Origin of the sequence: Pontibacter sp. BAB1700, from assembly GCF_000277005.1 — a bacterium.
Lineage (GTDB): Bacteria > Bacteroidota > Bacteroidia > Cytophagales > Hymenobacteraceae > Pontibacter > Pontibacter lucknowensis.
The window spans coordinates 1-25,080 of the sequence record NZ_AKIS01000022.1 but is presented as its reverse complement, the minus strand read 5'-3'; the positions used below and the strand labels follow the sequence as shown (position 1 = coordinate 25,080).

Annotated in this window: 19 protein-coding genes and 3 pseudogenes; 6 read left to right on the top strand and 16 right to left on the bottom strand. The window is 50.3% G+C overall.

Annotated elements, in window-relative coordinates; translation table 11 throughout:
• Window positions 1-15 precede the first annotated feature (15 nt).
• Complete coding sequence (locus tag O71_RS03325; protein ID WP_007653204.1) at window positions 16-777, bottom strand: rhomboid family intramembrane serine protease; 762 nt, start codon at window positions 775-777, stop codon at window positions 16-18.
• A gap of 130 nt (window positions 778-907) precedes the next feature.
• Window positions 908-2,734: a DNA mismatch repair endonuclease MutL gene (mutL, locus tag O71_RS03320; RefSeq protein WP_007653202.1), complete on the bottom strand. Its 1,827-nt coding sequence runs from the start codon at window positions 2,732-2,734 to the stop codon at window positions 908-910.
• Between the two features lie 362 nt (window positions 2,735-3,096).
• Between mutL and O71_RS03315 the strand changes: the two are divergent.
• From O71_RS03315 to serA, 3 genes and pseudogenes are all read left to right on the top strand, one after another.
• Window positions 3,097-6,047, top strand: a pseudogene (locus O71_RS03315) (glycoside hydrolase family 3 N-terminal domain-containing protein).
• 69 nt (window positions 6,048-6,116) lie between these two features.
• Window positions 6,117-7,265 carry an N-acetyl-alpha-D-glucosaminyl L-malate synthase BshA gene (gene bshA, locus O71_RS03310; RefSeq protein WP_192811626.1) on the top strand — a complete coding sequence of 383 codons (1,149 nt, stop codon included), beginning with the start codon at window positions 6,117-6,119 and terminating at the stop codon, window positions 7,263-7,265.
• A 427-nt stretch (window positions 7,266-7,692) separates the two neighbouring features.
• Window positions 7,693-9,585: pseudogene (gene serA / locus O71_RS24210) on the top strand (phosphoglycerate dehydrogenase).
• Here the strand turns inward: serA and O71_RS03300 are convergent.
• Entirely contained in the window at window positions 9,569-10,114 is a 546-nt protein-coding gene (locus O71_RS03300; protein WP_007653189.1) for a hypothetical protein, read from the bottom strand. The pseudogene serA and the gene O71_RS03300 overlap by 17 nt on opposite strands.
• Before the next feature lie 156 nt (window positions 10,115-10,270).
• Between O71_RS03300 and O71_RS03295 the strand changes: the two genes are divergently transcribed.
• On the top strand, window positions 10,271-10,618 hold the full coding sequence (locus tag O71_RS03295; protein ID WP_007653187.1) for an iron-sulfur cluster assembly accessory protein: 348 nt from the start codon (window positions 10,271-10,273) through the stop codon (window positions 10,616-10,618).
• A 67-nt stretch (window positions 10,619-10,685) separates the two neighbouring features.
• Here O71_RS03295 and O71_RS03290 read toward each other — a convergent pair whose 3' ends face one another.
• From O71_RS03290 to O71_RS03240, 11 genes and pseudogenes are all read right to left on the bottom strand, one after another.
• Window positions 10,686-11,165 (bottom strand): hypothetical protein, encoded by a 480-nt coding sequence (locus O71_RS03290; protein ID WP_007653185.1) that lies wholly within the window; start codon window positions 11,163-11,165, stop codon window positions 10,686-10,688.
• Between the two features lie 10 nt (window positions 11,166-11,175).
• A complete protein-coding gene (locus O71_RS03285; protein ID WP_007653183.1) occupies window positions 11,176-12,069 on the bottom strand; it encodes a ChaN family lipoprotein in 894 nt (297 codons plus the stop codon).
• A 90-nt stretch (window positions 12,070-12,159) separates the two neighbouring features.
• Complete coding sequence (locus O71_RS03280; protein ID WP_007653176.1) at window positions 12,160-13,497, bottom strand: ABC transporter permease; 1,338 nt, start codon at window positions 13,495-13,497, stop codon at window positions 12,160-12,162.
• Entirely contained in the window at window positions 13,490-14,299 is an 810-nt protein-coding gene (locus O71_RS03275) for an ABC transporter ATP-binding protein (protein ID WP_237717692.1), read from the bottom strand. The genes O71_RS03280 and O71_RS03275 overlap by 8 nt, the downstream gene beginning before the upstream one ends.
• 298 nt (window positions 14,300-14,597) lie before the next feature.
• Entirely contained in the window at window positions 14,598-15,746 is a 1,149-nt protein-coding gene (gene dnaJ, locus O71_RS03270) for a molecular chaperone DnaJ (protein WP_007653174.1), read from the bottom strand.
• 3 nt (window positions 15,747-15,749) lie between these two features.
• Window positions 15,750-16,316, bottom strand: a complete 567-nt coding sequence (locus O71_RS03265) for a nucleotide exchange factor GrpE (protein WP_007653169.1) — start codon at window positions 16,314-16,316, stop codon at window positions 15,750-15,752.
• Between the two features lie 167 nt (window positions 16,317-16,483).
• Window positions 16,484-17,476 (bottom strand): GTPase ObgE, encoded by a 993-nt coding sequence (gene obgE / locus O71_RS03260; protein ID WP_007653168.1) that lies wholly within the window; start codon window positions 17,474-17,476, stop codon window positions 16,484-16,486.
• A gap of 111 nt (window positions 17,477-17,587) precedes the next feature.
• Window positions 17,588-18,178 (bottom strand): adenylate kinase, encoded by a 591-nt coding sequence (locus O71_RS03255; RefSeq protein WP_007653167.1) that lies wholly within the window; start codon window positions 18,176-18,178, stop codon window positions 17,588-17,590.
• 115 nt (window positions 18,179-18,293) lie between these two features.
• A complete protein-coding gene (gene hpt / locus O71_RS03250; RefSeq protein ID WP_040573523.1) occupies window positions 18,294-18,836 on the bottom strand; it encodes a hypoxanthine phosphoribosyltransferase in 543 nt (180 codons plus the stop codon).
• Between the two features lie 98 nt (window positions 18,837-18,934).
• Window positions 18,935-21,181 carry a sodium-translocating pyrophosphatase gene (locus tag O71_RS03245; protein ID WP_007653165.1) on the bottom strand — a complete coding sequence of 749 codons (2,247 nt, stop codon included), beginning with the start codon at window positions 21,179-21,181 and terminating at the stop codon, window positions 18,935-18,937.
• Window positions 21,182-21,454: 273 nt separating this feature from the next.
• Window positions 21,455-22,368 (bottom strand): annotated as a pseudogene (locus O71_RS03240) (M20/M25/M40 family metallo-hydrolase).
• Window positions 22,369-22,478: 110 nt separating this feature from the next.
• Here O71_RS03240 and O71_RS21360 point away from each other — a divergent pair.
• The gene (locus O71_RS21360; RefSeq protein ID WP_051017687.1) at window positions 22,479-23,156 is read left to right on the top strand and encodes a hypothetical protein; all 678 of its coding nucleotides are present in this window, start codon (window positions 22,479-22,481) and stop codon (window positions 23,154-23,156) included.
• Entirely contained in the window at window positions 23,108-23,722 is a 615-nt protein-coding gene (locus O71_RS21355) for a lipopolysaccharide assembly protein LapB (protein ID WP_051017686.1), read from the top strand. Before O71_RS21360 ends, O71_RS21355 begins: the two co-directional genes overlap by 49 nt.
• Window positions 23,723-23,801: 79 nt before the next feature.
• Here O71_RS21355 and O71_RS03230 read toward each other — a convergent pair whose 3' ends face one another.
• Window positions 23,802-24,767 carry a UDP-glucuronic acid decarboxylase family protein gene (locus tag O71_RS03230; protein WP_007653163.1) on the bottom strand — a complete coding sequence of 322 codons (966 nt, stop codon included), beginning with the start codon at window positions 24,765-24,767 and terminating at the stop codon, window positions 23,802-23,804.
• 2 nt (window positions 24,768-24,769) lie between these two features.
• A partial coding sequence (locus O71_RS03225) for a UDP-glucose/GDP-mannose dehydrogenase family protein (protein ID WP_007653158.1) occupies window positions 24,770-25,080 on the bottom strand: 311 nt, incomplete at its 5' end.

Here is a 25,080-nt window from a genome sequence, read left to right as displayed (position 1 = left end):
TTATTGTTTTTACTATTACGTATCCTGATAATCGTTGCGTTGCCACATTTTTATAAGAATATACGCAAATAACATACCACCGAGGTGCGCAAAGTGGGCCACATTGTCGCCGGGTATACGGTTAAAGCCCGCATATAGCTCGTAGCCCCCATACAGGAGTACAAAATATTTGGCTTTTATAGGTATGGGCAGAAAGAGCAGGAAAAGCTCCAGATTTGGGAATAGCATCCCAAATGCCATCAGTATTCCAAACACTGCACCAGATGCTCCTAGCATGGGCATGTTGAAAGTTTGATTGAAGACGGCACGTACAGCTTTCTTACTTTCTGAGATATATCCCTCGTTGTCTGGATTGCGCTGGTACTCAATAGCAAAGCGCTTCTCGTAACCACCTGCGTAGTGTGACTCCATAAAGTTATAAAAGCCTGTTGGGGTCGGGTTTTCGATGTATTGTACCGCCTCGGTTTCAATCGTATTCAATTCGTATGCCCGAACACCGGAATAGAGCATACTGGCTCCCAAACCTGTGATCAGGTAAAAGGCTAGGAAGCGCTGTGAGCCCCAGAAACGCTCCAGCAAGGGCCCGAATATGAACAAGCTGAACATGTTGCTGAACAGGTGTGCCCAGCCGCCATGCAGGAACATGTGAGTGAAAATCTGAACCGGCTGAAAATAATCAGAGGCAAAATGGTGCAGCGCAAACTGTCGGTAGTCGAACACACCATTTGCCTGCAGTATAAATACGACCACGTTGATGATCAGGAGATTCCTGACCATGGGGGTTATATTGAACATCTTATCTTCTTTTCTCGAGTCGCTTGCTATACCTGGTGGCTATACCTATACCTGGTATTAAACCTGTAGAAGGACAACAACTATCTAACAAGCAACAATTTAACAATTCAAATCACCCCTTCAGGAAAAGCTCATGCAGCTGACCGAGCTCCATGATGACCAGCGTCTTCTGTCCGCCAGGGGTGTAGTTGGGTACTTCGCAGCCGAACAGCTTGTCTACGAGTGAGTTCATCTCAAGGTCTGACATGCGCGGCTGCAGTTTGGAAGCCAATCGTTTGGCCATGGCCCGGGCCAGGTTCTCCCGCTTATCCAACTTGAGCGTAGCCAGATTGTTTTTGTACTGCTCAATCAGCTCCTCAAGTAGCTCTTTTTCGTTGGCCGCCTGCACATCGGCAGGTATGGCGTTCAGGATGATAGTGTTGCCACCGAAGTCCTCGAACTGGAAGCCCAACTCCTGAAACTCGGCCCGTAGCTCCTTTACCAGTGCTGCATCAGCTGGTGACAGCTCGATTGTCTGCGGAAAAAGAAGCGCCTGCGAGGTCACCATCTTCTTCTGCAGCGAAGCCATATACTTTTCGTATAGAATCCGCTCCTGCGCCGCCTGTTGGTCAATGATCATCACACCAGACTTTACCTGCACCAACAAGTACTTGTGATGCACCTGCAAAGTTTTGCTGGACGTGGTCATAGGCGCGGCAAAAGTATCGTCGAGCAAGCCCATACCGGATGGCGAGGTAATCCGCTCTTCTTCTTGCTGTACCGACTGACCATTTCGCAGTGGCTCGTAGAGCTGTTCCCAGCCATTAACGTTGGCCTTTTTAGGCGAGGACGGCACTTTAAAGCCCGGGAAGGTGCCTTCCTTCTCAAAACCCTCTCCCCCATGCGGCATCCGGATCGGCTGCAGCGGAGCAAAGTTCACGTCACTCTGGAAATCGAGCGAAGGGGCAATGTTGTGCGTGCCCAGCGACTTCTTGACAGCGGCATGCACGATGGCGTACACTGTCTTCTCGTCTTCGAACTTGATCTCGGTCTTGGTCGGGTGCACGTTAATGTCGATCCGCTCCGGCTCAATGTCAATAAAGAGCACATAAAACGGATGGCTGTCTTTCGGCAGGAGCCCCTCATAGGCCGTCATCACGGCATGATTGAGGTAGCCGCTCTTGATAAAACGGTTGTTTACGAAGAAGAATTGCTCGCCACGGGTCTTCTTAGCAAACTCTGGCTTGCCAATGTAGCCGCGCACGCTCATAAAGGGCGTTTCTTCTTCGCAGCCGGCCATTTGCTCTTTGTGGTTGTTGCCAAACACGCCCACAATGCGCTGGCTCAGCTTTCCGGCTGGCAGACTGAATATCTCCACCTCGTTGTGGTGCAGTGTAAAGGCCACTTCCGGGTAAGCCAGGGCCACCCGCTGAAACTCGTCGAGTATGTGTCGCATTTCCACCGCGTTCGTTTTCAGAAAATTGCGGCGGGCAGGTACGTTATAGAAAAGGTTTTTGACAGCAATGGAAGTACCAGCAGCTATTGCGGCTGGTTCCTGCGCGGCCACCGTGGAGCCTTCCACCAGCAAGCGGGTACCCGTTTCGGCACCGTGCGGCTTGGTTTTGAGCTCTACCTGCGCCACCGCCCCGATCGAAGCCATGGCCTCTCCCCGGAAGCCCATCGTCCGGATCCGGAACAGGTCTTCTGTGGACTTGATTTTAGAAGTGGCATGTCGCTCAAAGCACATGCGGGCGTCGGTTTCCGACATGCCGATACCGTTGTCCACTACCTGCACCAGCTGCTTGCCAGCTTCCTTCACGATCAGTTGCACGCTTGTGGCACGGGCGTCAATGGCGTTCTCCAGCAGTTCTTTTACCACCGATGAAGGCCGCTGCACCACTTCACCAGCGGCTATCTGGTTAGCCAGGTAATCGGGCAATAAGTGTATAATATCGGACATCCGCTATTTCTAATTCAATTTAGGGTATCTTCCAGGCAAAATCTTGCGTTTTTAATAAAAACGGTCGGATTTTTGAATATACTATTTTGTCAAAACAGAACTTATTCAGAACAAATTTTATTACTAATTTACAGACCAGTTGCGAAATGGGTCGAAAATTAGAAGAGAGTCTGGATTCTGATTTTAACAAGAGACCGACGTATGGCTTGTGGCTCTCGAGGCGTTAGCATCTACAAAGGCCATCCGCTATACCGCCTGTCAGGGGCAGAAAGACTGGAAATAATTTTTCTCGTTTTTTGAACCGCCTTCTGCAAAAATAGGCTTAATTTCGACTTGTTCCAATATAATAATACCAGTACAGGATGTTGAAGAGTTTTAGCTTAGGATTACTTATACTTATCTTTCTCGGAATGGGACCGCTGATGTCACTGACACCGTCAGACAACATCATTGTGGCCTCCAAAGAGCAGAGCTGGGTAGACAGTGTCTTCACATCCATGACTCCGAATCAGCGTATCGGCCAGCTGTTTATGGTGGCCGCCTACTCCAACAAAGACGAAAAACACTTCCGCCAGATCGACACCCTGGTAGCCCGCTACAATGTGGGTGGCATTATGTTCATGCAGGGTGGTCCGGTAAGGCAGGCACAATTGACCAACCGCTTCCAAAGCAAGGCAAAAGTACCCGCCTTGATCGCCCTGGACGCTGAGTGGGGCCTGAACATGCGCCTTGATAGCAGCATGCACTTTGCCAAGCAAATGACGCTGGGCGCGCTCAACGACGACAAGTACATATACCTGATGGGCCGCGAGATTGCGCTCAAGATGAAGCGCATGGGCGTACACGTGAGCTTCTCACCCGTACTGGACGTGAACGTGAACCCAGCCAACCCGGTGATCGGTAACCGTTCTTTTGGTGAGACTAAAGAAGAAGTAGCCCGTCGCGGTGTAGCTTACATTAAAGGGCTGCAGGACCACGGTGTGATTGCTGTTGCCAAGCACTTCCCCGGACACGGCGACACAGATACTGATTCCCACCTGACCCTTCCGGTGGTAAACCACGACATGAAACGCCTTTCGGAGGTGGAGCTATACCCTTTCCATAAGTCATTTGAGGCTGGCGTGATGGGCGTGATGGTGGCGCACCTGCACATGCCAAAGATCGATTCCACTAAAAATCAGGCGGCTACGCTCTCCAAGCCGATCGTAACGGGCATTCTGAAAGAGAAAATGAAATACAAGGGCCTGGTATTTACCGACGCTCTGAACATGAAAGGCGTGAGCAGCTTCTACAAGCCCGGTGAAGTCGATTTGAAGGCTTTGATGGCTGGTAACGACGTGCTTTTATTCCCGGAGGATGTGCCAACCGCTATCCGTAAGATCAACGAAGCCATCACAACCAAGCAAATTAAGCAGGAAGACATTGACCAGCGTGTACGCAAGATTCTGCACGCTAAATACTGGGCTGGTCTGAACAACTATAAGCCGGTATCGCTGACGAACCTGCAGCAGGATGTGGATCGTCCGCTGAGCAATGTGGTGCAGGAGCAGCTGTATGAGCATGCTGTAACGGTAGCCCGCAACAAGGCCAGCCTGATTCCTTTCCGTAACCTGGATACGCTGAACATTGCATCGGTGGCCATCGGTACAGGTCCGAACAGTGTGTTCCAGCAGACACTGGGCAATTACGCTCCGGTGACCAAGTTTAACATCAAGGACCGATTTGCACCGGACTCCGCCTTCACTAAGCTTATACCTAAGCTGCAGGACCATGATGTGGTGGTAGTAAGCGTGCACGGCATGAACAATACGCCTTTCAAGGATTTTGGAATTGGCTTGGGCACACGTGCTTTTGTGCAATACCTGCAGAAGAGCACTAATAAGAAAGTAGTGGTAGCTGTGTTCGGCAATGCCTATAGCCTGAAGTTCTTTGACCAGAGTGAGTGGCTGGTAGCTGGTTACGAAGACAACCCAACCTCGCAGTCGCTGGTGCCGCAGGTGCTGTTTGGTGCYCGCGCCGCCAAAGGCAAATTACCTGTAACGGCTTCGGCTACGCTGAAAGCAGGAACAGGTATAGCTACTCCTGCCCTCGGTCGCCTGAAGTACGGCACTCCTGAGAGTGTAGGAATGGACTCCAAGACCCTGGCGCAGATCGATAACATAGCCACTGAAGCCATTGCCTATGCCGCAACGCCGGGTGCGCAGGTGCTGGTGGTGAAAAACGGCACCGTGATCTTCAACAAATCATACGGCCACTATACCTACGACAAGAAAAAGCCTGTTACAAATAACACGGTATATGATATCGCTTCCATCACCAAAGTGGCGGCTACGCTGCAGGCGGTGATGTTCCTCAAAGACCAGGCAAGATTAACCTGGACGAGAAAGTATCGACTTACCTGCCGGAGCTGAAAGGCACCAACAAGGCTAACCTGGTGATTCGTGATGTGCTGGCCCACCAGTCAGGTTTACGGGCAGGTATACCGCACTGGCAGAAAACGCTGGACAAGCTGCAACTGAACCAGACCTTCTACGCCAGCGCTCAGAATGATGTGTTCCCGAACGAAGTGGTGCCAGGTATCTACTCCATCAAATCGATGGAAGATTCGCTGTGGGCCTGGACAGTGCGTTCACCCCTGCTGGTGAAGCCAAAGGCTGCCAAGACGTATGACTACCAGTACAGCGACCTTGGGTTCTACATTCTCAAGCGGATGTCGGAGCGCATGCTGAACCAGCCGCTAAACGAGTTTATGGATCAGAACTTTTACGGTCCGCTCGGCTTGAGCACCATGACCTATAATCCACTCCTGAAGCACCAGCGCGACGTGATCGTGCCGACAGAGGATGACAATTATTTCCGTAAGAACCTGATCTGGGGCACGGTGCATGACCAGGGCGCTGCCATGATGGGCGGTGTGGGTGGCCACGCAGGTCTTTTCTCCAACGCCAACGACCTAGCCGTGCTTATGCAAATGAACCTGCAGAACGGTAAGTACGGCGGACACCAGTTCTACAAATCGGAGGTGGTGAGCGAGTTTGCGAAAAGACAATCAACTACGAGTCGCCGCGGATTGGGCTGGGACAAACCAGACCCTGACGGTAATGGCCCAACGTCGAATCTGGCCTCAAACGCAACCTTTGGCCACACAGGCTTTACCGGAACAGGGGCCTGGGTAGATCCTGACAACCAACTGATTTACATATTCCTTTCCAACAGAGTATACCCGGATGCGAGCAACTCCAAACTCGTGAAGTACAACATCCGCACCCGTATACACGATGTGATCTATAAAGCGATAGTACCTAAAACTTAAATAAAAAGGATAATTTTACGAGTGCAGCTCCGCATAGGGCTGCACTTGTTGTTTCCTCAGCATAAAACCATGAAAATCGGAATAGTTTGTTATCCTACCTTTGGGGGAAGTGGCGTGGTTGCCACAGAGCTCGGCAAGGAACTGGCGCTAAAAGGCCACCAGGTGCACTTCATCACCTATAGCCAGCCAGCCCGACTGGATTTTTTTAACGAGAATGTTTCCTACCACGAGGTATACATCCCGAACTACCCACTCTTTCAGTACCCGCCATACGAACTAGCGCTGGCCAGCAAAATGGTAGACATAGCCCGTTTTGAGAAGCTTGACGTGCTGCATGTGCATTATGCCATACCCCATGCGTCGGCAGCCTACATGGCCAAACAGATCCTGCGAACCAAAGGCATTTACATACCTGTTATCACCACCCTGCACGGCACGGATATCACCCTGGTAGGCAAGGATGCTTCGTTTGAGCCGGTAGTCACCTTCAGCATAAACCAGTCAGATGGCGTGACGGCTGTCTCGGAGAGTCTCCGAACCGAAACGTATGAGTTCTTTCAGATCGAGAAAGACATTGAAGTGATTCCAAACTTCATTGATCTAAAAAAATTCAAGCGCCAGAAGAAAGAGCACTTCCGGGCAGCCATCAGTCCGAACAACGAAAAGCTGTTGGTACATACCTCCAACTTCCGGGGGGTGAAGCGTGTAGAAGACGTTATCCGGATTTTTGCCAAGGTGCGTGAAAAAATGCCATCGAAGCTCCTGTTGGTGGGTGACGGACCAGAGCGACCTAAAATGGAGAAACTCTGCCGCGACCTGAAAATCTGCAATGACGTGCGTTTCTTGGGTAAACTGGAGGCAGTAGAAGAAGTGCTGTCCATTGCTGACTTGTTCCTGATGCCTTCCGAGAAAGAGAGTTTTGGTTTGGCCGCACTCGAAGCGATGGCTTGCGAAGTACCTGTTATCTCAACCAACGCAGGCGGTATACCTGAACTCAATGTGCACGGCGTAACCGGCTTCGTAAGCGAAGTAGGCGATGTGGATGACATGGTGAAAAACGCCCTGCACATCCTCGACGATGCCAACCTGCCTACCTTCAAGGCAAATGCATTGGCCCGTGCTCATCATTTTGATATCGATAAGATTGTGCCGCTCTACGAGCAATTCTACCAGCGCATCATCGACGCGCAACTGGCTGAAGCAGGCAACCCCTTATAGAGCAGAAATAAATTGAAGAAAAATCCGGCCGCTATACCTGTTGCCGGATTTTTTTATGCCTTATATTTACTTTGGTGTGTTATATTATTGCCGTCATCCCAATGTAAGGATGTAAAATAAGAGCACACCCCTGCCCCTCTCAAAAGGAGAGCAGTTTCACTTTACTTTTTATGTCATCCTGAAAAGATCCTGGTAAAGAGGGCCTCTACCCCCCAATAGTATAAGCTTAACTTCCCGGGGTTGGCCCCCCTATTTCAACCAAGTTTCTTTAGGGAATGACAATAATTTTTGAGTCTGTATTCTTAGAATGAAACACACCCCTCTCAAGAGGGAAGTTTTAACTTTAATATAGCGCGAATATAGCGTGGGCGAGGACACTTGCGCCATGCGTATACCTTACAATTAAACTCTATTACCCGACCAAACTATGGCAAAAGACAAGTACTACATCATCGACTTCGACAGCACTTTTACACAGGTAGAGGCACTGGATGAACTGGGCGAAATAAGTCTGGCGGGTGAGGAGAACAAAGACGAAATCCTGCAGCAAATTAAGGATCTGACCAATGGCGCCATGGAAGGGAGGAGCTCGTTTACCGAAGGCCTGTCCAAAAGGCTGGCTTTACTCAAAGCGAACCGACGGCATCTGAAGCCACTGATTCAGCTTTTGCAGACCAAGGTGTCGGACTCCATCAAGCGTAACAAAGAGTTCTTCCAGACTTATGCCGACCATATCCTGATCGTATCAAGTGGCTTCAAAGAGTTCATCACCCCGATCGTGACCGAGTATGGCATCAAGGAAGAAAACATTTACGCCAATACCTCAGGTTTGACGAACAAGGCAACATCATTGGCTTTGATGAAGAGAACCTGCTGTGCCTGGACCGGGGTAAGATAAAGCTACTTGAAGAGCTGGCGCTGGAAGGCGATGTATACGTGCTGGGCGATGGGTATACCGATTACGAGATAAAAGAAGCCGGACTGGCCAATAAGTTCTATGCTTTCACCGAAAACGTGGTGCGCGACAGCGTAGTAGCGAAAGCTGACGACGTGGCTCCAAGTCTGGACGAGTTCCTCTACCAGCACAAACTTCCGATGGCGATCTCCTATCCCAAAAACCGCATTCGGGTGCTTTTGCTGGAGAACGTACATCCCAAAGCCGTCGAGTTGTTCAAGCGTGAGGGCTACCAGATCGAGACTGTATCGGGAGCTTTGAGTGAGGATGAGCTGTGCGAGCGGATCAGGAATGTGTCGGTGCTGGGTATACGCTCTAAAACGCAGGTGACGAAGCGCGTACTCGAGCATGCCAACAAACTGATGTGTATCGGTGCATTCTGCATCGGCACCAACCAGATCGACCTGAGCGCCTGCCTGGACGCCGGTGTAGCCGTGTTTAATGCGCCTTACAGTAATACCCGTAGTGTAGTGGAACTGGCCATCGGTGAGATCATCATGCTTTGCCGTAATGCCGTTGACAAAAGCATTAAAATGCATCAGGCATTTGGGATAAGTCGGCTACCGGCAGCGTAGAGGTACGTGACAAAAAACTGGGCATAATCGGTTACGGCAGCATTGGAGCGCAACTGTCAGTGCTGGCGGAGGCATTGGGCATGGTGGTGTACTACTACGATGTGGTTGAAAGACTACAGCTCGGCAATGCCCGTAAATGCGAAACGCTGAAACAACTGCTTCAAATAGCTGACATTGTGAGCCTGCACGTAGACGGCCGCACCAGCAACCAGGGCATGTTCGGTGCAGAAGAGTTTGCCGCCATGAAGGACGGGGGCCATCTTTTTTGAACCTCAGTCGTGGCCATATCGTGGACTTACCTGCTCTGGTGGAAGCCATAAAATCAGGGAAGGTACGTGGCGCGGCGGTGGATGTGTACCCGTATGAGCCGGCCACTAATGACGAGGAGTTTGTAAGTGAACTGCGTGGACTGCCCAATGTCATCCTGACCCCGCACATCGGTGGCAGCACACAGGAGGCGCAGGAGAACATCGGTACCTTTGTGCCAAGCCGCATTATGGAGTATATCAACACTGGCAACAGCTACCAGAGCGTGAACTTCCCGAACATCCAGCTGCCAGAGCTCAAGAATGCGCACCGCCTGATTCACATCCACCAGAATGTGCCGGGCGTGCTTGCCAATATAAACAGCGTGCTGGCCGGCAACCAGGTGAACATCTTAGGTCAGTACCTTAAAACCAATGAGCAGATCGGCTACGTGATCACCGACATCGACAAGCTATATGATAAGAAAGTGATCGAGGAGATGAAGCGGGTTCCGGCTACCATCAAGTTCAGGATCTTATATTAAAACACCTGCCGATCTCCTGCTTCAGATAGCTGATAGCTTTGGCAGTTGGGTCGATTTCGTTGTTGAGCACGTTTTCCAGAATGCGTTTGGCCAGTTCCGTGCCTTTTGCCTTTTCATCGAGGCTTTGGAAGGATTTGTTGATCAGGTTCACAACTTCTTCGCGAGCGTGCCTTACCTGCTGCCAGGCCTGCTCGGTCATGTATACCTGCTGCGACATGTTGTGATTAAACTCGTTTCGGATTTCGGTGAGCAGGATGCGGTGGTACTCGGCGGCTGTGTGGCCTCCCCCACTCACCCGCAGCAAGAGGTTGCTTGGCGTAATGCGCTCCAACAACAGCACAATGCGCTCATAGGCCTGTAGCCGGATAGGCGTCACGACCTCCGCATTTTTATGGCGTAGCTCCAGCAAGCGCAGCTTATAGTCCCGCTCCAGAAACTTTTTCAGCATAGAGTAAGCTACTGCGGCCACCAAAATGGCAGGTATAGAAATTCTGAGTATGTCGAGTATAATATTGGTTCCTTCTTCCATTTGGGTAGGTTTTGAACCTTAAATATCGGAAAAAATTAATTTAGGTTGGCATGAATCATTTTCCAGATACAGCTGTTTAGCTAATACAACGGAGAGCCGCAGTAAAATTGCGAGTAATTGCGTAAATTGCGACTCCATTTCAAATTTGAACGAACTATGGCAACTGAGACAAAAACTGCACCTATAGCGCTTACTGAAAAAGCACTGGCTGAAGTTAAAAATATAATGCAAGAGAAAAACGTACCTGCTGAATACGGCCTGCGCATTGGAGTGCAGGGCGGTGGCTGCTCTGGTATGTCTTACCTGTTGGGCTTTGACAAGGCGAAGGACTCTGACGAAATCTACAACCTCGAAGGTTTGAACCTGATCATGGACAAGAAGCACGCGATGTATGTACTGGGTATGGAAGTTGACTTCCAGGACGGTCTGAACGCCCGTGGTTTCGTTTTCAACAACCCACAGGCTAAGAGCACCTGCGGTTGCGGCAGCTCATTCTCTGCATAAGCTAAAAATACCTTCTTTCTCTTTAGAAAGACAAAGCCCGGCCAAATGGCCGGGCTTTGTTGTTTTATCAGTGGCGATCATCATACTGCGTAACCCTAACTACGGTGCCTTCTTTAAACTCAATGTCAATTACATGGGGTAATAAAGAGAAAGGACCTGGCAAACGCCCAGTATAATATTTCCACCGTTCATTCCTTTGATTCTCTCTTCCTGTAGTACCCAGCCACTTTTCAACATCCGATCTGTTCTTCCCAATAAGTAGCTCACGAGCAATTAGGTCCTCTGTCATCTTATACCTTTTATCCGGCTCTTCCCACCACTTTGCCTGATCAAAGCTTGTTTTTGGGTAATAGCGCCAGATAGCCAGGCTTGAAGAGTAAGTGAGCAGGAAACTCAAAAGGATGAAAGATAATGCACCAGCCCATACTGTAAATTTTCCGAGCCCATACCTTTGCATTACAGGCCTAAGCTTGAAATAACTCACGACGCAGAGTCCTACAAAGGCTGCTATAAGGTAAATTAACCAGGAGAATGTAGCTACCAGCATAGGTACGCGCTTAGTAGGTTCTCGTCATACTCGATGGCACTACCAGAATATAATCCGCCTTCTGCTTATGCTCCTCTGTCAGCTTGTCCAGGTCTTCCTGCAGCACGGTGGAAATGGTCATGGTCCTGAGTTGCGGATTGCCCTGCTTCAGATACCAGCCTATACCCTCAAAATTATCGGAGTGATAAGCGCCGTTCAGATGCAGCATTTTTTTGCCGCTATTTACCTGCTGCAGAATAAAATGGGCCATTGTCGCGTCTTTCAGGGCCTGCGCCTGCACGATGTTTTCGCTTTTGGTATTGCCGTGTGTGCTGTTGCCAAACATCGCCAGCATATTCTTATACCCGGGCAGGTCCATATCAACCTGCACAGGCAGCGGCGCAATGTAGCGTTTTGCATCTGCCGATACATGCTCCAACGCCTTCAAGCTACCTCCTGATACCATGGCAGCGTAACGGCGCGGCACATTGGTCGCGACAAAAGGTATGGACATTTCTTTCGCAAAGCGTACCACTGGTTTATAATCCGTTTGATAGTTATTCCAAGGCCGCGACTCCTGCTCAAAATTCTTCTCTGCTACCTGCCCTGACAGATACTCGTTCAGTACCAGTTGCACATCGGCTTCAAACATCTCGGCTCCTATGGCGAAGCGCTGCTGGTGAGCCTTGTGCAGGTCTTTGGCCACTTCTAATTGCAGCCAATGCGCGATCGGGTCGTTGTGCTGCTCACCAAACAGCACCACATCGGCCTTCTGCAGTTCTTCCAGCATTTTGCCATACTTCACCTGCTTGCCCTTTGCCGTGAAGAGTTGGTAAGCAGGTTTATCTTTATCGGTTTCGGAGGCAGTGGCTATACCTGTGGTGAACATAAGCAACAGGAGTGTCAGGAGTGAAAATCTCATCATAGTTATGGAGTATTTCGCCCAATCAAGTTACAAAAAAATAGCTGGCTCCGAAGAACCAGCTATGCTAATTTTATACCTATACCTGAGTGGCTATACCCTGTAGAACAACCACTTCGATAGTTCTTTGTAGTTGATCTTCTTGCCGTACATCAGTATACCTACGCGGTAGATCCTGGAGGCGATCCAGGTGGTGAAGATGAAGCCCAGAATGAGGAGCCCCATCGAAAGCAGGAGTTCGCTGGCGGGCACCCCGAAAGGTATACGCACCATCATCACAATCGGGGATGTGAACGGGATAATCGACATCCAGAAAGCCACTGGCCCATCAGGATTCTGTATCACCACCGTGTAAGACATGATGAAGGAAATGATGAGCGGTATTGTGATCGGGAACATGAACTGCTGTGTGTCCGTCTCGTTGTCCACAGCCGCACCAATGGCCCCGAAGAGAGAACCGTACAGCAAGTACCCGCCCAAGAAGTAGAACAGGAAACTGCCTAATAGAAGTGGGAAGTTGAGGTTCGAGATGGCGCTGCTCACCTCGGACAAGGTATTCTGTTGGCTTGATTCTTCTGTCTCAGCAGACTCCTCTTCACCTGTTGCCATTGCACGGCCAGACTGCATCTGCTCGATTGGAGTAGGCGCTGGTTTGATATCAAAGGCTGCCTGCACACCGCTTACCACGATAGCCGACAATACAACCCAGAGTAAAAACTGCGTCAATCCCACACCGGCTATACCTACAATCTTGCCCATCATGAGCTGAAAAGGCTTCACTGAGGAGATCATCACCTCCACAATGCGGTTGGTCTTCTCCTCTATCACGCCGCGCATGATCTGCACGCCATACAGGAAGATGAAGAAATAAATGATAACAGCCCCGATGATGCCAGCCCCGGACGTTACCCACACATTGCTGTCGCGCTCGCCGCTCTCGCTAAGGTTCACGGTGGTCATCGTCACGTTGGCCTTCATTTTATTGAGCATATCACGGTCTATACCGGAGGCCATGAAGCGCTGACTCTCAATTTCCTTCTCCAGCATATTCTCCAGCCTGAACTTCACCTGCAGACTGGTATTCTTCTTTGAATAGAGGCGGATACCTTCAGGCTTATCCAGATCAAGCTTCGGAATGTGCAGCAGTGCGGTATAGTCTGTTTCCTGATAGGCAACTTTTGCCTGTTCCAGCGAACTGGCCGCTATCGGGATAATTTTCAGGTCCTCGCGGCTTTCCAGCTTATCTGCAAAGAGTCCGCTTTCGTCCAGCACCATCACCACGTCTTCACTGTCCGAAATAGTGGCGAGCCAGGCAGGTATGATCATGAAGGCGGCCAGCAACAGCGGTGTCAGGAAGGTCATGATGATGAAGCTTTTCTTCCGCACGCGTGTCAGGTATTCGCGCTGTATGATGAGCCAGATCTTATGCATGGTAGGTTTCTTTTACTTTTCGGATAAATATGTCATTGATACTCGGTACAAGCTCCACAAACGAGTGTACCTCTACACGCTGAATCAGGTAACGCAGCAGGTCGTTTGGCGAAGCGCCATCGAGCAGGCGGATGGAAGCCCGGAACACACCGTGGTTGTCGTGCTGCTCCAGCACTTCAAAATCAGGTGACGTAATCAGCAATTGTCCGTTGCCGATTACCTGGTAGGTGTCCGTCTTGTAGGTGTCTTTAATTTCACGCACCGGACCGTCGAGCACTTTGCGAGAGCGGTTGATCAAGGCAATGTTATCGCAAAGCTCCTCTACCGACTCCATGCGGTGCGTCGAGAAAATGATGGTCGCCCCGTTGTCACGCAAACGCAGGATCTCGTCTTTGATCAGGTTGGCATTAATGGGGTCGAAACCAGAGAAAGGCTCGTCAAGGATTATCAGGGAAGGCTGATGCATAACGGTGGCCATGAACTGTACTTTCTGCTGCATCCCTTTGGAAAGGTCTTCAATGTTCTTATTCATCCATTCCTTTATCTCAAAGCGGGCCACCCATTCCTTAATGCGGGCAATGGCTTCGTCTTTGGTCAGGCCTTTGAGCTGGGCAAGGTATAGCAGCTGCTCCCCCACCTTCATTTTTTTATACAGACCGCGTTCTTCAGGCAGATAGCCCATGTCCTTGATGTGCGAAGGGCGCAGTTTCTCCCCTTTGAAGTATATCTCGCCGGAGTCGGCACCTGTAATCTGGGTGATGATACGGATCAGGGATGTTTTACCTGCTCCGTTTGGCCCCAGTAAGCCGAAGATGCAGCCCTGCGGGATGTCGAAGCTGACGTTGTCAAGGGCCGTGTGTTGGCGTATCGCTTGGTTACGCCATCTATTTTAAGAATGCTCAATGCTGTTAACCTTTTGGTATGTTCAAAAATAGCCTTTTTGGGGCTGAGTGACAAGCAATATCAATAAAGCACTATACTTAATCGACTAACGCAGGTATAGGCTATACCAAATACGAGTGCTGGCTTTTATTAGCAACAAAAAAGCCTGCCTTCTCTACTGAAAAGGCAGGCTTTTGTTTATCTAGTCATGTAGAGGCCTACTGAAAGTAGTCTTTCACTTTCTCAAAGAAACCCTTGTCGCTCTTACCGGGGTGCGGTGCAAAGTTGTTGGAGTCACGCAGACGCTCCAGTGCGGCACGTTCCTCGCTACTCAGCGACTTAGGCGTCCAGACGTTGATGTGGATCAGCTGATCGCCTTTTCCATATCCATTGATGTCTTTCACGCCTTTGCCGCGCAGCCTGAAGATTTCGCCGCTCTGCGTTCCAGGCTTGATCGTGATCTTCACGCGGCCACCAATGGTCGGCACTTCAATGTCAGCGCCCAGTGCGGCATCAATGAAGCTGATGTACTGGTCAAAAATTACGTTGTTGCCGTCACGCTTCAGGCTTGGGTGTTCTTCTTCTTCAATCTGAATCAGCAAATCACCCGGCACACCGCCACGCTCCGGCACGTTACCTTTACCGCTCATGGAAAGCTGCATGCCATCCATCACGCCAGCCGGCACGTTGATCGTGATCACCTCTTCCTGCAGTTCGCGGCCGCTTCCGTGGCAGGCTTCGCAGTTCTTGGTCACGATACGGCCTTCGCCGTTACAGGTAGGGCAGGTCGCTGTGCTCACCATCTGGCCCAGCATGGTATTCACTACCTTGCGCACCTGACCTGAGCCCTGACATGAGCCGCAAGTCTGCATCTCGGTACCGTTCTTGGCACCGTTGCCGCCGCAAGTGCCACAGGCTACGTAGCGTTTTACTTTGATCTTCTTCTCAACGCCGTTGGCAATTTCCTCGAGGTTGAGCTTTAACTTGATGCGCAGGTTACTGCCTTTGCGGGTACGTCGGCCTCCCTGACGGCCAGCGCCGCCAAAGAAACTCTCGAAGCCGCCTCCAGCCCCGCCGAAGATGTCGCCGAATTGGGAGAAGATATCCTCCATATTCATGCCGCCACCTCCGCTGAAGCCACCGTTCATGCCCTGATGACCGAACTGGTCATAGCGCTGGCGCTTCTGCTGGTCGCTCAATACTTCATAAGCCTCAGCCGCCTCCTTAAACTTTTCTTCCGCCGTGTGGTCGTCGGGGTTCTTGTCGGGGTGAAACTTGATGGCGAGCTTACGGTAAGCCTTCTTGATCTCCTCCTGACTTGCTCCTTTGCTTACACCTAAAATCTCGTAATAATCTCTCTTAGCCATTGCTTAAGCTCCTATGATAACTTTCGCGAAGCGGATCACCTTTTCATTCAAGGTATAGCCCTTCTCGATTACGTCTACTATTTTGCCTTTCAGTTCCTCTGATGGCGCCGGAATTTGCGTTACCGCCTCGTGCAGATCGCTGTCGAAATCATCGCCAGCGTTGATCACGATTGGCTTCAAACCTTTGAGCTGCGTCACGTGCTTCAGCTTGTGGAACACCAGCTCCAGGCCCTGCAACATCGCATCCACATCTTTAGTTGCCTCCATTGATTGGCGGGCACGCTCCATATCATCCAGTACAGGCAACAGTTCGCTCATCAGGTCTTCGTTGGCTGTTTTGAGCAAGTCCATGCGCTCCTTGGCAGTTCTGCGTCTGAAGTTCTCAAACTCTGCCATCAAACGGATGTATTTGTCTTTCATTTCTGCCAATTCGGCTTCTGCTTTGGTTTCAGAGCCAGTTTCTTCTACTGTCTCCTCAGCCTGCTCCTGTCCGTTGTTTTCTTCTGTATTGGCAGTGTTATCCTCTAGTTCTGTGTTTTCCTGCTCTTTCTTGATATCTTTCTCTGACATAATGCCTTAAGAATTATAGGTTGATAGGTCTATTTTGTCTTTTCAATTGTCTTGCCAATTCTGTTTTTGTGTCAGATTGACATTTATTTGGTTGGTGCATCTCAAAAAAAATCGGTAGCAAGCCTTGCAGCCTCTACCGATGTGTATTCTCAAACTGGCTGCAGCAACTATGAGTTGAGCGCCGACCAGATCATGTCTTTTAGCTGCGTGATATTCTTCTGGGTCATGCTCGAAATAAACACCGTTGGAATATCTTTCGGTAAGGTTTCGCGCATTTCAGCTTCCAGTTCGTCGTCAATCATATCCGTCTTTGTGATGGCTAGAATGCGCTTCTTGTCGAGTAGCTCCGGATTGTAGGTCTGCAGTTCGTTTACCAACACCTTGTACTCCTCAGCTATATCCGGGCTGTCGCAGGATATCATGAACAGCAGCATAGAGTTACGCTCGATGTGACGCAGAAAACGCAGACCAAGACCTTTGCCTTCCGAAGCACCCTCGATAATACCAGGTATATCGGCCATTACAAAGGACCTGTAATCGCGGTAGGCCACTACCCCCAGGTTAGGCTCCAGCGTGGTAAAGGCATAGTTGGCGATCTTTGGTTTTGCCGCTGATACTACTGAAAGCAAAGTAGACTTGCCGGCATTCGGGAAACCTACCAGCCCGACATCTGCCAGAAGTTTCAGTTCCAGGATCACCCACTCCTCTATACCTGGCTCGCCTGGCTGTGCATAGCGCGGCGTCTGGTTAGTAGGTGATTTAAAGTGGGCGTTGCCTAGTCCTCCACGGCCACCCGGTGTCAGGATGATCTCCTGTCCGTCCTCGGTGATCTCGCACATGAACTCGCCGGTCTCGGCGTTGCGGGCGATTGTTCCAAGTGGAACCTCCAGTACATCGTCTTTGCCCTGTGCTCCAGTAGAGTGGCTTGGGCCTCCGTTATGGCCGTTTTCGGCGATCACGTGCTTACGGTACTGCAGGTGCAGCAAAGTCCACAGCTGGGCATTGCCACGCAGGATGATATGGCCTCCTCTGCCCCCATCGCCGCCGTCAGGTCCGCCCATGGCGGTGCGTTTGTCGCGGTGCAGGTGCGCAGATCCAGCGCCACCGTGACCAGAGCGGGAACAGATTTTTACGTAATCAATAAAGTTGGATTGGGCCAATGTAGGTAATGCTAATAGGTATAAATTATAAGGTATAAGCAAGTCCGGAGCATCAAAGTTCCGGCCTGCTTATACCTTCTATGTTCTTTCTAAATAAAGCTTTGAAGAAGATTACTTCTGCTGCTTCTCTTTCAAGGAGTCAACCTGCTTGCAAAGTTCAGCAAAGATTTCCTCGATCTCGCCAATTCCATCTACTGCGCAGTACTTGTTCTGACCTGCATAGTAATCAGCCACTGGTGTAGTTTTGGTGTTATACTCCTGTATGCGCTTGCGGATCAGCTCTTCGTTCTGGTCGTCCGGACGGCCAGAAGTCTCACCGCGCAGCAACAGTCGCTTGGTCAGCTCTTCATCGTCTACTTTCAGCGCGATCATGCACGAAATTTCGGTGCCATGGTCCATCAAAAGTTTATCCAGTCCCTGCGCCTGAGGCACAGTACGAGGGAAGCCATCAAAGATAAAACCACCTGCGTGGCTATGCTCCTTCACTTTGTTCTCGATCATGCCGATCACCACTTCGTCTGGAACCAGTATACCGTTGTCCATCAACGACTTGGCCTTCATACCCAGCTCGGTGCCAGCGGCAATTTCAGAACGGAGCAAATCACCAGTAGAAAGGTGGATCAGGTTATATTTATCTATCAGCTTTTGGCTTTGCGTACCTTTACCAGCACCAGGAGGGCCAAACAAAACGATGTTGAGCATATCTTTGATTTATGATAAAAAACAAATTTAAGTATAAAATCGGTGTATTGTTCAATAATTTTTGAGTTGCGCCTAATCTGAGTCGGCCCTTTTCGCTTCAGGCACGCCAGACTCCTTAAGACACGATTTTGTAAATATCCCGCAGGTTGCGACCCAATCCATTATAGTCGAGCCCATAGCCAACTACAAAGTCATTCGGGATAGACTTGGCCACGTACTTCACATCCAGCTGGTGCTGCAGGCATTCAGGCTTCATCAGCAGCGTTACGATCTCGAGCGAGGAAGGATTCTTCTCTTGAAGTTGGTGCAGCAGCGCATTTACGGTGTGTCCTGTGTCCACGATGTCTTCGATGATCAGCACGTCACGCCCTTCAATGTTTTCAGTCAGACCCAGTACTTCCTTCACATGGCCGGTGCTTTGCATATCCTGGTAGGACGACATGCGGATGAAAGATATTTCGCAAGGTATGTTGATGCGCTTCATCAGATCGGCTGTAAACATGAACGACCCGTTCAGTACTGCCAGAAAAAGTGGGTTTTTACCAGCATAGTCCTGCTCAATTTGCTCTGCCAGCATCACTATGCGTGCAATGATTTCTTCTTCGTACATGTAGGTACTGAAGTCACAATCGTGAATCGTGATTGTACGGGGATCCATATAGCGTATCGGTCTTGTTGGTAAACAAAGGTAAGGATAATAAAAAATAAGCCCAACCGAATAGTTGGGCTTATTTATACTTCGCATAGTTGTGTTGGTTACCTAGCCGTCAGACCGGCAACAATAACTGTATTCTCAGGATTGATATGCTGCACTGTAGATGGTGCCTCCTGCTCTAGCTGCATGTTCAGGTTTGGTTCCTCAGGTATAGCTGGGGTACGCTCTGTGGCAATGTGAGGCGCAATTACTAATGACACGATCGACATCAGCTTGATGAGGATGTTCATAGACGGGCCTGATGTATCCTTGAACGGATCGCCTACCGTGTCGCCCGTTACAGACGCTTTGTGGGCGTCAGAGCCTTTGTACTCCATCTTGCCATTGATTTCCACGCCTTTCTCAAACGACTTCTTGGCATTGTCCCAGGCGCCACCGGCGTTAGACTGGAACATCGCCATCAGTACCCCTGATACGGTTACACCAGCCAGCAGGCCACCCAGAATTTCAGCTGAAGGCGTTTCATCAAAAACACCTCTGAAACCAAAGCCCACTACAACCGGCACAATCAGGGCAATAGCACCCGGTAACATCATTTCACGGATAGCGGCTTTAGTAGAGATAGCCACGCATTTCTCATATTCCGGCTGGCCTGTACCTTCCATGATGCCTGGGATCTCGCGGAACTGACGGCGCACTTCATGCACCATGGCCATAGCCGCACGACCTACGGCAGCAATCGCCAATGCCGAGAAGATAAACGGAATCATGGCACCAATGAAGAGGCCCGCCAGCACAGGGGCTTTGTAAAGGTCGATGCTCGAGATGCCCGCTATACCTACAAACGCAGCAAACAGCGCAAGTGAGGTGAGAGCAGCCGATGCGATCGCGAAGCCTTTACCGGTCGCAGCAGTTGTATTGCCTACGGCGTCCAGGATATCGGTACGGCCGCGCACTTCTTTTGGCAACTCACTCATCTCCGCTATACCACCGGCGTTGTCTGCAATAGGACCGAAAGCGTCAATGGCCAGCTGCATGGCTGTCGTTGCCATCATACCTGCCGCCGCGATAGCTACGCCATAAAGACCAGCCGAGGCGTAAGACAGCACAATACCCGCCGCCAGCACAATGATAGGCAATACAGTCGAATGCATGCCTACCGCCAAACCAGCAATGATGTTGGTAGCGTGCCCGGTAGAAGACTGCTGTACGATAGAATTAACAGGCTTTTTGCCCATGGCCGTGTAGTACTCTGTAATGATACTCATAAGCGTACCTACTACAAGACCCACGATCACAGCGATAAATACACCGTTTGAAGTAAACTCGAAGTTACGCAGGTTCATGTTCTCAGGCAGCAGCCAGTGAATAGCGAAATAAGCACCCACTGCTGTCAGGGCCACCGATATCCAGTTGCCCAGGTTGAGAGCCGCCTGCACATTGCCACCTTCCTTTACACGAATAAAGAGCATACCGATCAGGGAGAAGACAATACCAAGACCAGCAATGAACATCGGAAGAATGATTGGGGCCATGCCGCCGAAATTGTCCTGCGAAACCACTTCGCGGCCCAGTACCATCGTAGCCAGGATAGTAGCCACGTACGAACCGAAAAGGTCGGCTCCCATACCTGCCACGTCACCCACGTTGTCACCCACGTTATCGGCAATGGTAGCCGGGTTACGCGGGTCATCCTCCGGTATACCTGCTTCTACTTTACCCACCAGGTCAGCGCCTACGTCGGCTGCTTTGGTATAGATACCACCACCGACACGGGCAAAGAGGGCAATACTTTCAGCACCCAGTGAGAAGCCGGTGAGTACTTCCAGCGCCACTTCCATCTCGTGGCCGTTCACATTACCGTTCACGCTGTATACAAAGAAGTAGTAAAGCACGATGAAAAGTGAGCCAAGGCCCAGTACCGCCAGACCTGCCACACCCATACCCATTACGGAGCCACCCGCAAACGACACGCTCAGAGCGCGCGACAGGCTTGTACGGGCTGCCTCGGCCGTACGCACGTTTGCCTTCGTGGCAATGCGCATCCCAATAAAGCCAGCAATGGCCGAAAAGAGCGCGCCAATGATAAAGGCTATGACAATTGTCCAGTGGGAGTTTTCACCGGTATAGCCCAGATAAAAAAGAAATATACTGGCGATGACCACAAAGTAGAAGAGCACTTTGTACTCCGCTTTCAAAAAGGCCATGGCACCATCGGCAATGTGACGGGCAATCTCCGTCATGCGTTCGTTACCTGCTGCTTGCTTCGTTACCCAAGCCGACCTGATAAAGGTATACAGGAGGGCCGCCAGACCAAATCCAGGAATTGCGTAGAGAATAGTTTCCATTCAATAAGAGTTAGTTTTGTTAATAAGGGTTGAGATTCTGAAATTGCTATATAGAGCTATTAAAGAAAGGCTATTCGTTTGACTTTTCCAAATAATTGGCTGCAAAGCTGCATTTAGCAGATATAGGCTATATTTCTAAACCTGAAGCTATTGCGCTGCTTATCCTGTACCAAAGGGCTTCAACCTAACCTCAACCGCCTCAACTACCCTAAAAGACATAAAAAAGGGCTGCTTATGCCTAGCAGCCCTTGTCTAAATCCTAATCTCAAGTACCTAGAGCTTCTCCATCAACTCCCGGTACAAAGCTACCATACTCTCGATGTCTTTATTGTTGACGATCTCATTTGGGGTATGCACATTATCTTCCGGCGCTCCTACAAAACACCAATCCCATGGATAAGGCCCGTGTTGTAATTCTTTAGCATCACTGCCGCCCGAGCCTTCTACTTCCAGTTGATAAGGTATACCGGAGGCTTTGGCTATACCTATGATCTTTTCGACATATGACCGGCGAGGTATAAGACTGTCGCGCATAGAGATCACCACGCCCTCTCCTGGCTTCACTCCCTCCGTTACCCAGGTAATATCCGAGATCAGCGCCTGATGCACACCGTAGCGCTCAGCAATATATTTGGCCAGGTATGCCACTGAACCGCCACCGTGCTCCTCCCAACTACTGAACGCAATGATGCCATTCTCCAATGTCTCAGCAACTTTTAAAGCACTCCACACACCCAGTCTGTTATCAAGATAGCAGGATTGCACTGTTTCTTCAGTTTCCCGGAAATCACATTTAAACACAAGCTCCGTACCACGTTCTATCTCACGTTCATAGCTGTAACTAATCTCATGCTCTTCCTCGTCAAACTCCAGCGTACACTCAATTTTACCCTGTGAGTCCTCACCCACCAGCGTATAACCGGTTTCCAGGTCAGGCCCTCCGATTTTTACGAGCTGCTTTCCGTAGCGCACTGTAAAGCCAATGGAGTCTATATGGGCAAAAATGGCAGTTCGGGCTTCCCAAATATTAACAAAATACAATCCTGAAAGCCCTCCCCATAAAGTATAATAGGTTGCTGTTTCCACTGAACTTTATGTTCTTCAATGTAGTTAAGCAGAAAATCGGTTAGTTTTTTCTCGTTGCCGGACGGTGCGTGTATGCTGCAGAGTTGTTTCAGAAGTTTCATGCAATATTTCTTTTGTATCAATTCAAAATTAATATAATTGTTGTACTTTTATTACCTGTTTACCAGATAAGGAGCTACAAACACGATACGCCGGATTTTCCTTTTTACTTATGAAGAAGATTGTACTTGCATTTCTCGGTATCACCCTGTCACACTTTGCTTTGGGCCAGGGCTCTAAGGCGCAGTCTGATACAGCTATACGAGAAGTCACAATACAATCGGTAGAGGTTATACCTGCGGCTGGGAACATCAAAGGCATGCTGCTCATGGATAAAGACATCCAGTATGAACTGGAGGGCGCCGTGGACAACATGTACAACTTTAAGTACGAATTGGCCGAGAAGCAATTCAAATCTTTGCGCCGCCGTTATCCGAATCACCCCCTTCCTTACTTCCTGATGGGCCTCAGCCAATGGTGGAAGATCGTACCTACCAATATACAGACTACGCAATACGACGATCTGTTCTTTGCCTATATGGATTCAACCATCCAAAAAGCTGAGACACTTTATGATCAGAACAACAAAGACTATGAAGCAGCCTTTTTCCTATCGGCTGCCAACGGATTTGCCGGTCGCCTGCACTCAGAGCGCAGCAACTGGCGCAAAGCCACCATTGCCAGCAAACGATCACTGGAATATTTAGAGAAAGCCAAGGCTGGCAACGGCCTGAGCCTGAGTTTTTGTTTGGGGAAGCGCTCTTCAACTACTACTCCATCTGGATTCACGAAAACTACAAGATGCTGCGTCCTGTGCTGGCTTTTTTCCCGAGTGGCGACAAGCGACTAGGTATAAAACAGTTGCGTTATGTAGCAAATAACGGTTTCTATACCGGCACGGAGGCTAAATTCTTTCTAATGAAGATATATGCCAATGAGGAAGGGAACATGGAGGCCGCATTGGATCTGGTAAAAGGGCTGGTTGAAAAATACCCGAACAATGCCTACTTCCAGCGCTTCTATGCACGTGCTCTTTTCGTGCAGGGCCACTTTACCATGGCAGAGCGGGTGTGTCTTGACATTCTAAGTAAGCTCGACCGGCGTATGCCAGGCTACGAAGCTGTGAGTGGACGTTACGCCTCTTATATTCTGGCTTATATCAACCAGAATAAGTATCGTGATTTCCAAAAGGCAAAGGCTTACTACCAGAACTCAATCACTTACGCTGAAATGAGCAATGAGCGTGATTCCGGTTACTTCGTCAATTCATACTTGAACCTTGCCCGTATTGCCAAACAGGAGCGCGAACTAAAAACAGCGAAGCATTATTACGGGATTGTACTGGAAACAACCGACAAAAAGCATGCGGCTAATAAGGAAGCGAAGGACTTTATGAAGGCGCACAAAAAGATCTAACCTCACCAAAGGATGTAAACACAGAAGGGCCCTGACATCGCCAAGTGTCAGGGCCCTTCTGTGTTTATTTGCAAAGCGCCTAATCTACTACACGTTCAACAGGCAGTTTCACTTTCTCCTTAAAGTACTCGAGTGTTCTCTGCAGACCTTCAGCACGGTCCACCTTCGGCTCCCAACCTAGCACCTCTTTGGCTTTCGAGATGTCCGGCTGGCGCTTCTGCGGGTCGTCGGTCGGCAGGGGCTGGTACTCGATGTTGAGCTCCGCGCCGGTCAGCCGGCAGATTTCCTCGGCAAACTGCCTGATGGTGATCTCGGACGGGTTGCCCACGTTCACCGGGTACGGGTAGTCGCTCAGCAGCAGGCGGTAGATGCCCTCCACCAGGTCGTCCACGTAGCAGAAGGAGCGCGTCTGGCTGCCGTCGCCGAAAATGCTCAGCGGCTCGCCGCGCAGGGCCTGGCTCAGGAAGGCAGGCAGTACGCGGCCGTCGTCCAGTCGCATGCGCGGACCGTAGGTGTTGAAAATACGCACAATACGCGTCTCCAGCCCGTGGTGCATGTGGTAAGCCATGGTCATGGCCTCCTGGAAGCGCTTGGCCTCGTCATAGCAACCGCGAGGTCCCACCGGGTTCACATTGCCCCAGTAGTCTTCGTTCTGCGGGTGCACGAGCGGGTCGCCGTATACCTCCGACGTGGAGGCGATGAGCATGCGCGCTCCCTTGGCCTTGGCCAGGCCCAGCAGGTTGTGCGTGCCCAGCGAGCCCACCTTCAGCGTCTGGATCGGAATCTTTAGGTAGTCGATCGGGCTGGCCGGCGAGGCGAAGTGCAGGATGTAGTCGAGCTCTCCCGGCACGTGCACAAACTTGGACACGTCGTGGTGATAGAACTCAAACTGCTCCAGCTTGAAAAGGTGCTCAATGTTCTCCAGGTTGCCCGTGATCAGGTTGTCCATCGCGATCACGTGGTAACCCTCGGCTATGAATCTGTCGCACAGGTGGGAGCCGAGAAAGCCGGCTCCCCCCGTTACCAATACTCTTTTTCTGGCCATACTTATACAGTTGCTTTAGTTTCCTGGGCCACCTTGGCCTGCTTGACGCCAATGCCGAAGTAGGTGAAGCCCTTCTCCTCCATCTCCTTGCAGTCGTAGATGTTTCTTCCGTCGAAGACCACCTTCTCCTTCATCAGCTTGCTGACAACGGCGAAGTTGGGGGAGCGGAACTCGGGCCACTCGGTCACCAGCAGCAGGGCGTCTGCGTCGATGAGCGTCTCGTACTCGTCCTTGCCGTACTCGATGCGGTCACCCAAAGAGTGCTTTGCCTCCTTCATGGCCACCGGGTCATAGGCCTTCACCCTGGCACCGC

Excerpts from the sequence above, each read along its gene's own strand:
- O71_RS03325 (WP_007653204.1), bottom strand. The coding sequence starts at position 777 with ATGGTCAGGAATCTCCTGATCATCAACGTGGTCGTATTTATACTGCAG.
- mutL (WP_007653202.1), bottom strand. The coding sequence starts at position 2,734 with ATGTCCGATATTATACACTTATTGCCCGATTACCTGGCTAACCAGATA.
- bshA (WP_192811626.1), top strand. The coding sequence starts at position 6,117 with ATGAAAATCGGAATAGTTTGTTATCCTACCTTTGGGGGAAGTGGCGTG.
- O71_RS03300 (WP_007653189.1), bottom strand. The coding sequence starts at position 10,114 with ATGGAAGAAGGAACCAATATTATACTCGACATACTCAGAATTTCTATA.
- O71_RS03295 (WP_007653187.1), top strand. The coding sequence starts at position 10,271 with ATGGCAACTGAGACAAAAACTGCACCTATAGCGCTTACTGAAAAAGCA.
- O71_RS03290 (WP_007653185.1), bottom strand. The coding sequence starts at position 11,165 with ATGCTGGTAGCTACATTCTCCTGGTTAATTTACCTTATAGCAGCCTTT.
- O71_RS03285 (WP_007653183.1), bottom strand. The coding sequence starts at position 12,069 with ATGATGAGATTTTCACTCCTGACACTCCTGTTGCTTATGTTCACCACA.
- O71_RS03280 (WP_007653176.1), bottom strand. The coding sequence starts at position 13,497 with ATGCATAAGATCTGGCTCATCATACAGCGCGAATACCTGACACGCGTG.
- dnaJ (WP_007653174.1), bottom strand. The coding sequence starts at position 15,746 with ATGGCTAAGAGAGATTATTACGAGATTTTAGGTGTAAGCAAAGGAGCA.
- O71_RS03265 (WP_007653169.1), bottom strand. The coding sequence starts at position 16,316 with ATGTCAGAGAAAGATATCAAGAAAGAGCAGGAAAACACAGAACTAGAG.
- O71_RS03255 (WP_007653167.1), bottom strand. The coding sequence starts at position 18,178 with ATGCTCAACATCGTTTTGTTTGGCCCTCCTGGTGCTGGTAAAGGTACG.
- hpt (WP_040573523.1), bottom strand. The coding sequence starts at position 18,836 with ATGGATCCCCGTACAATCACGATTCACGATTGTGACTTCAGTACCTAC.
- O71_RS03245 (WP_007653165.1), bottom strand. The coding sequence starts at position 21,181 with ATGGAAACTATTCTCTACGCAATTCCTGGATTTGGTCTGGCGGCCCTC.
- O71_RS21360 (WP_051017687.1), top strand. The coding sequence starts at position 22,479 with ATGAAGAAGATTGTACTTGCATTTCTCGGTATCACCCTGTCACACTTT.
- O71_RS21355 (WP_051017686.1), top strand. The coding sequence starts at position 23,108 with ATGCTGCGTCCTGTGCTGGCTTTTTTCCCGAGTGGCGACAAGCGACTA.
- O71_RS03230 (WP_007653163.1), bottom strand. The coding sequence starts at position 24,767 with ATGGCCAGAAAAAGAGTATTGGTAACGGGGGGAGCCGGCTTTCTCGGC.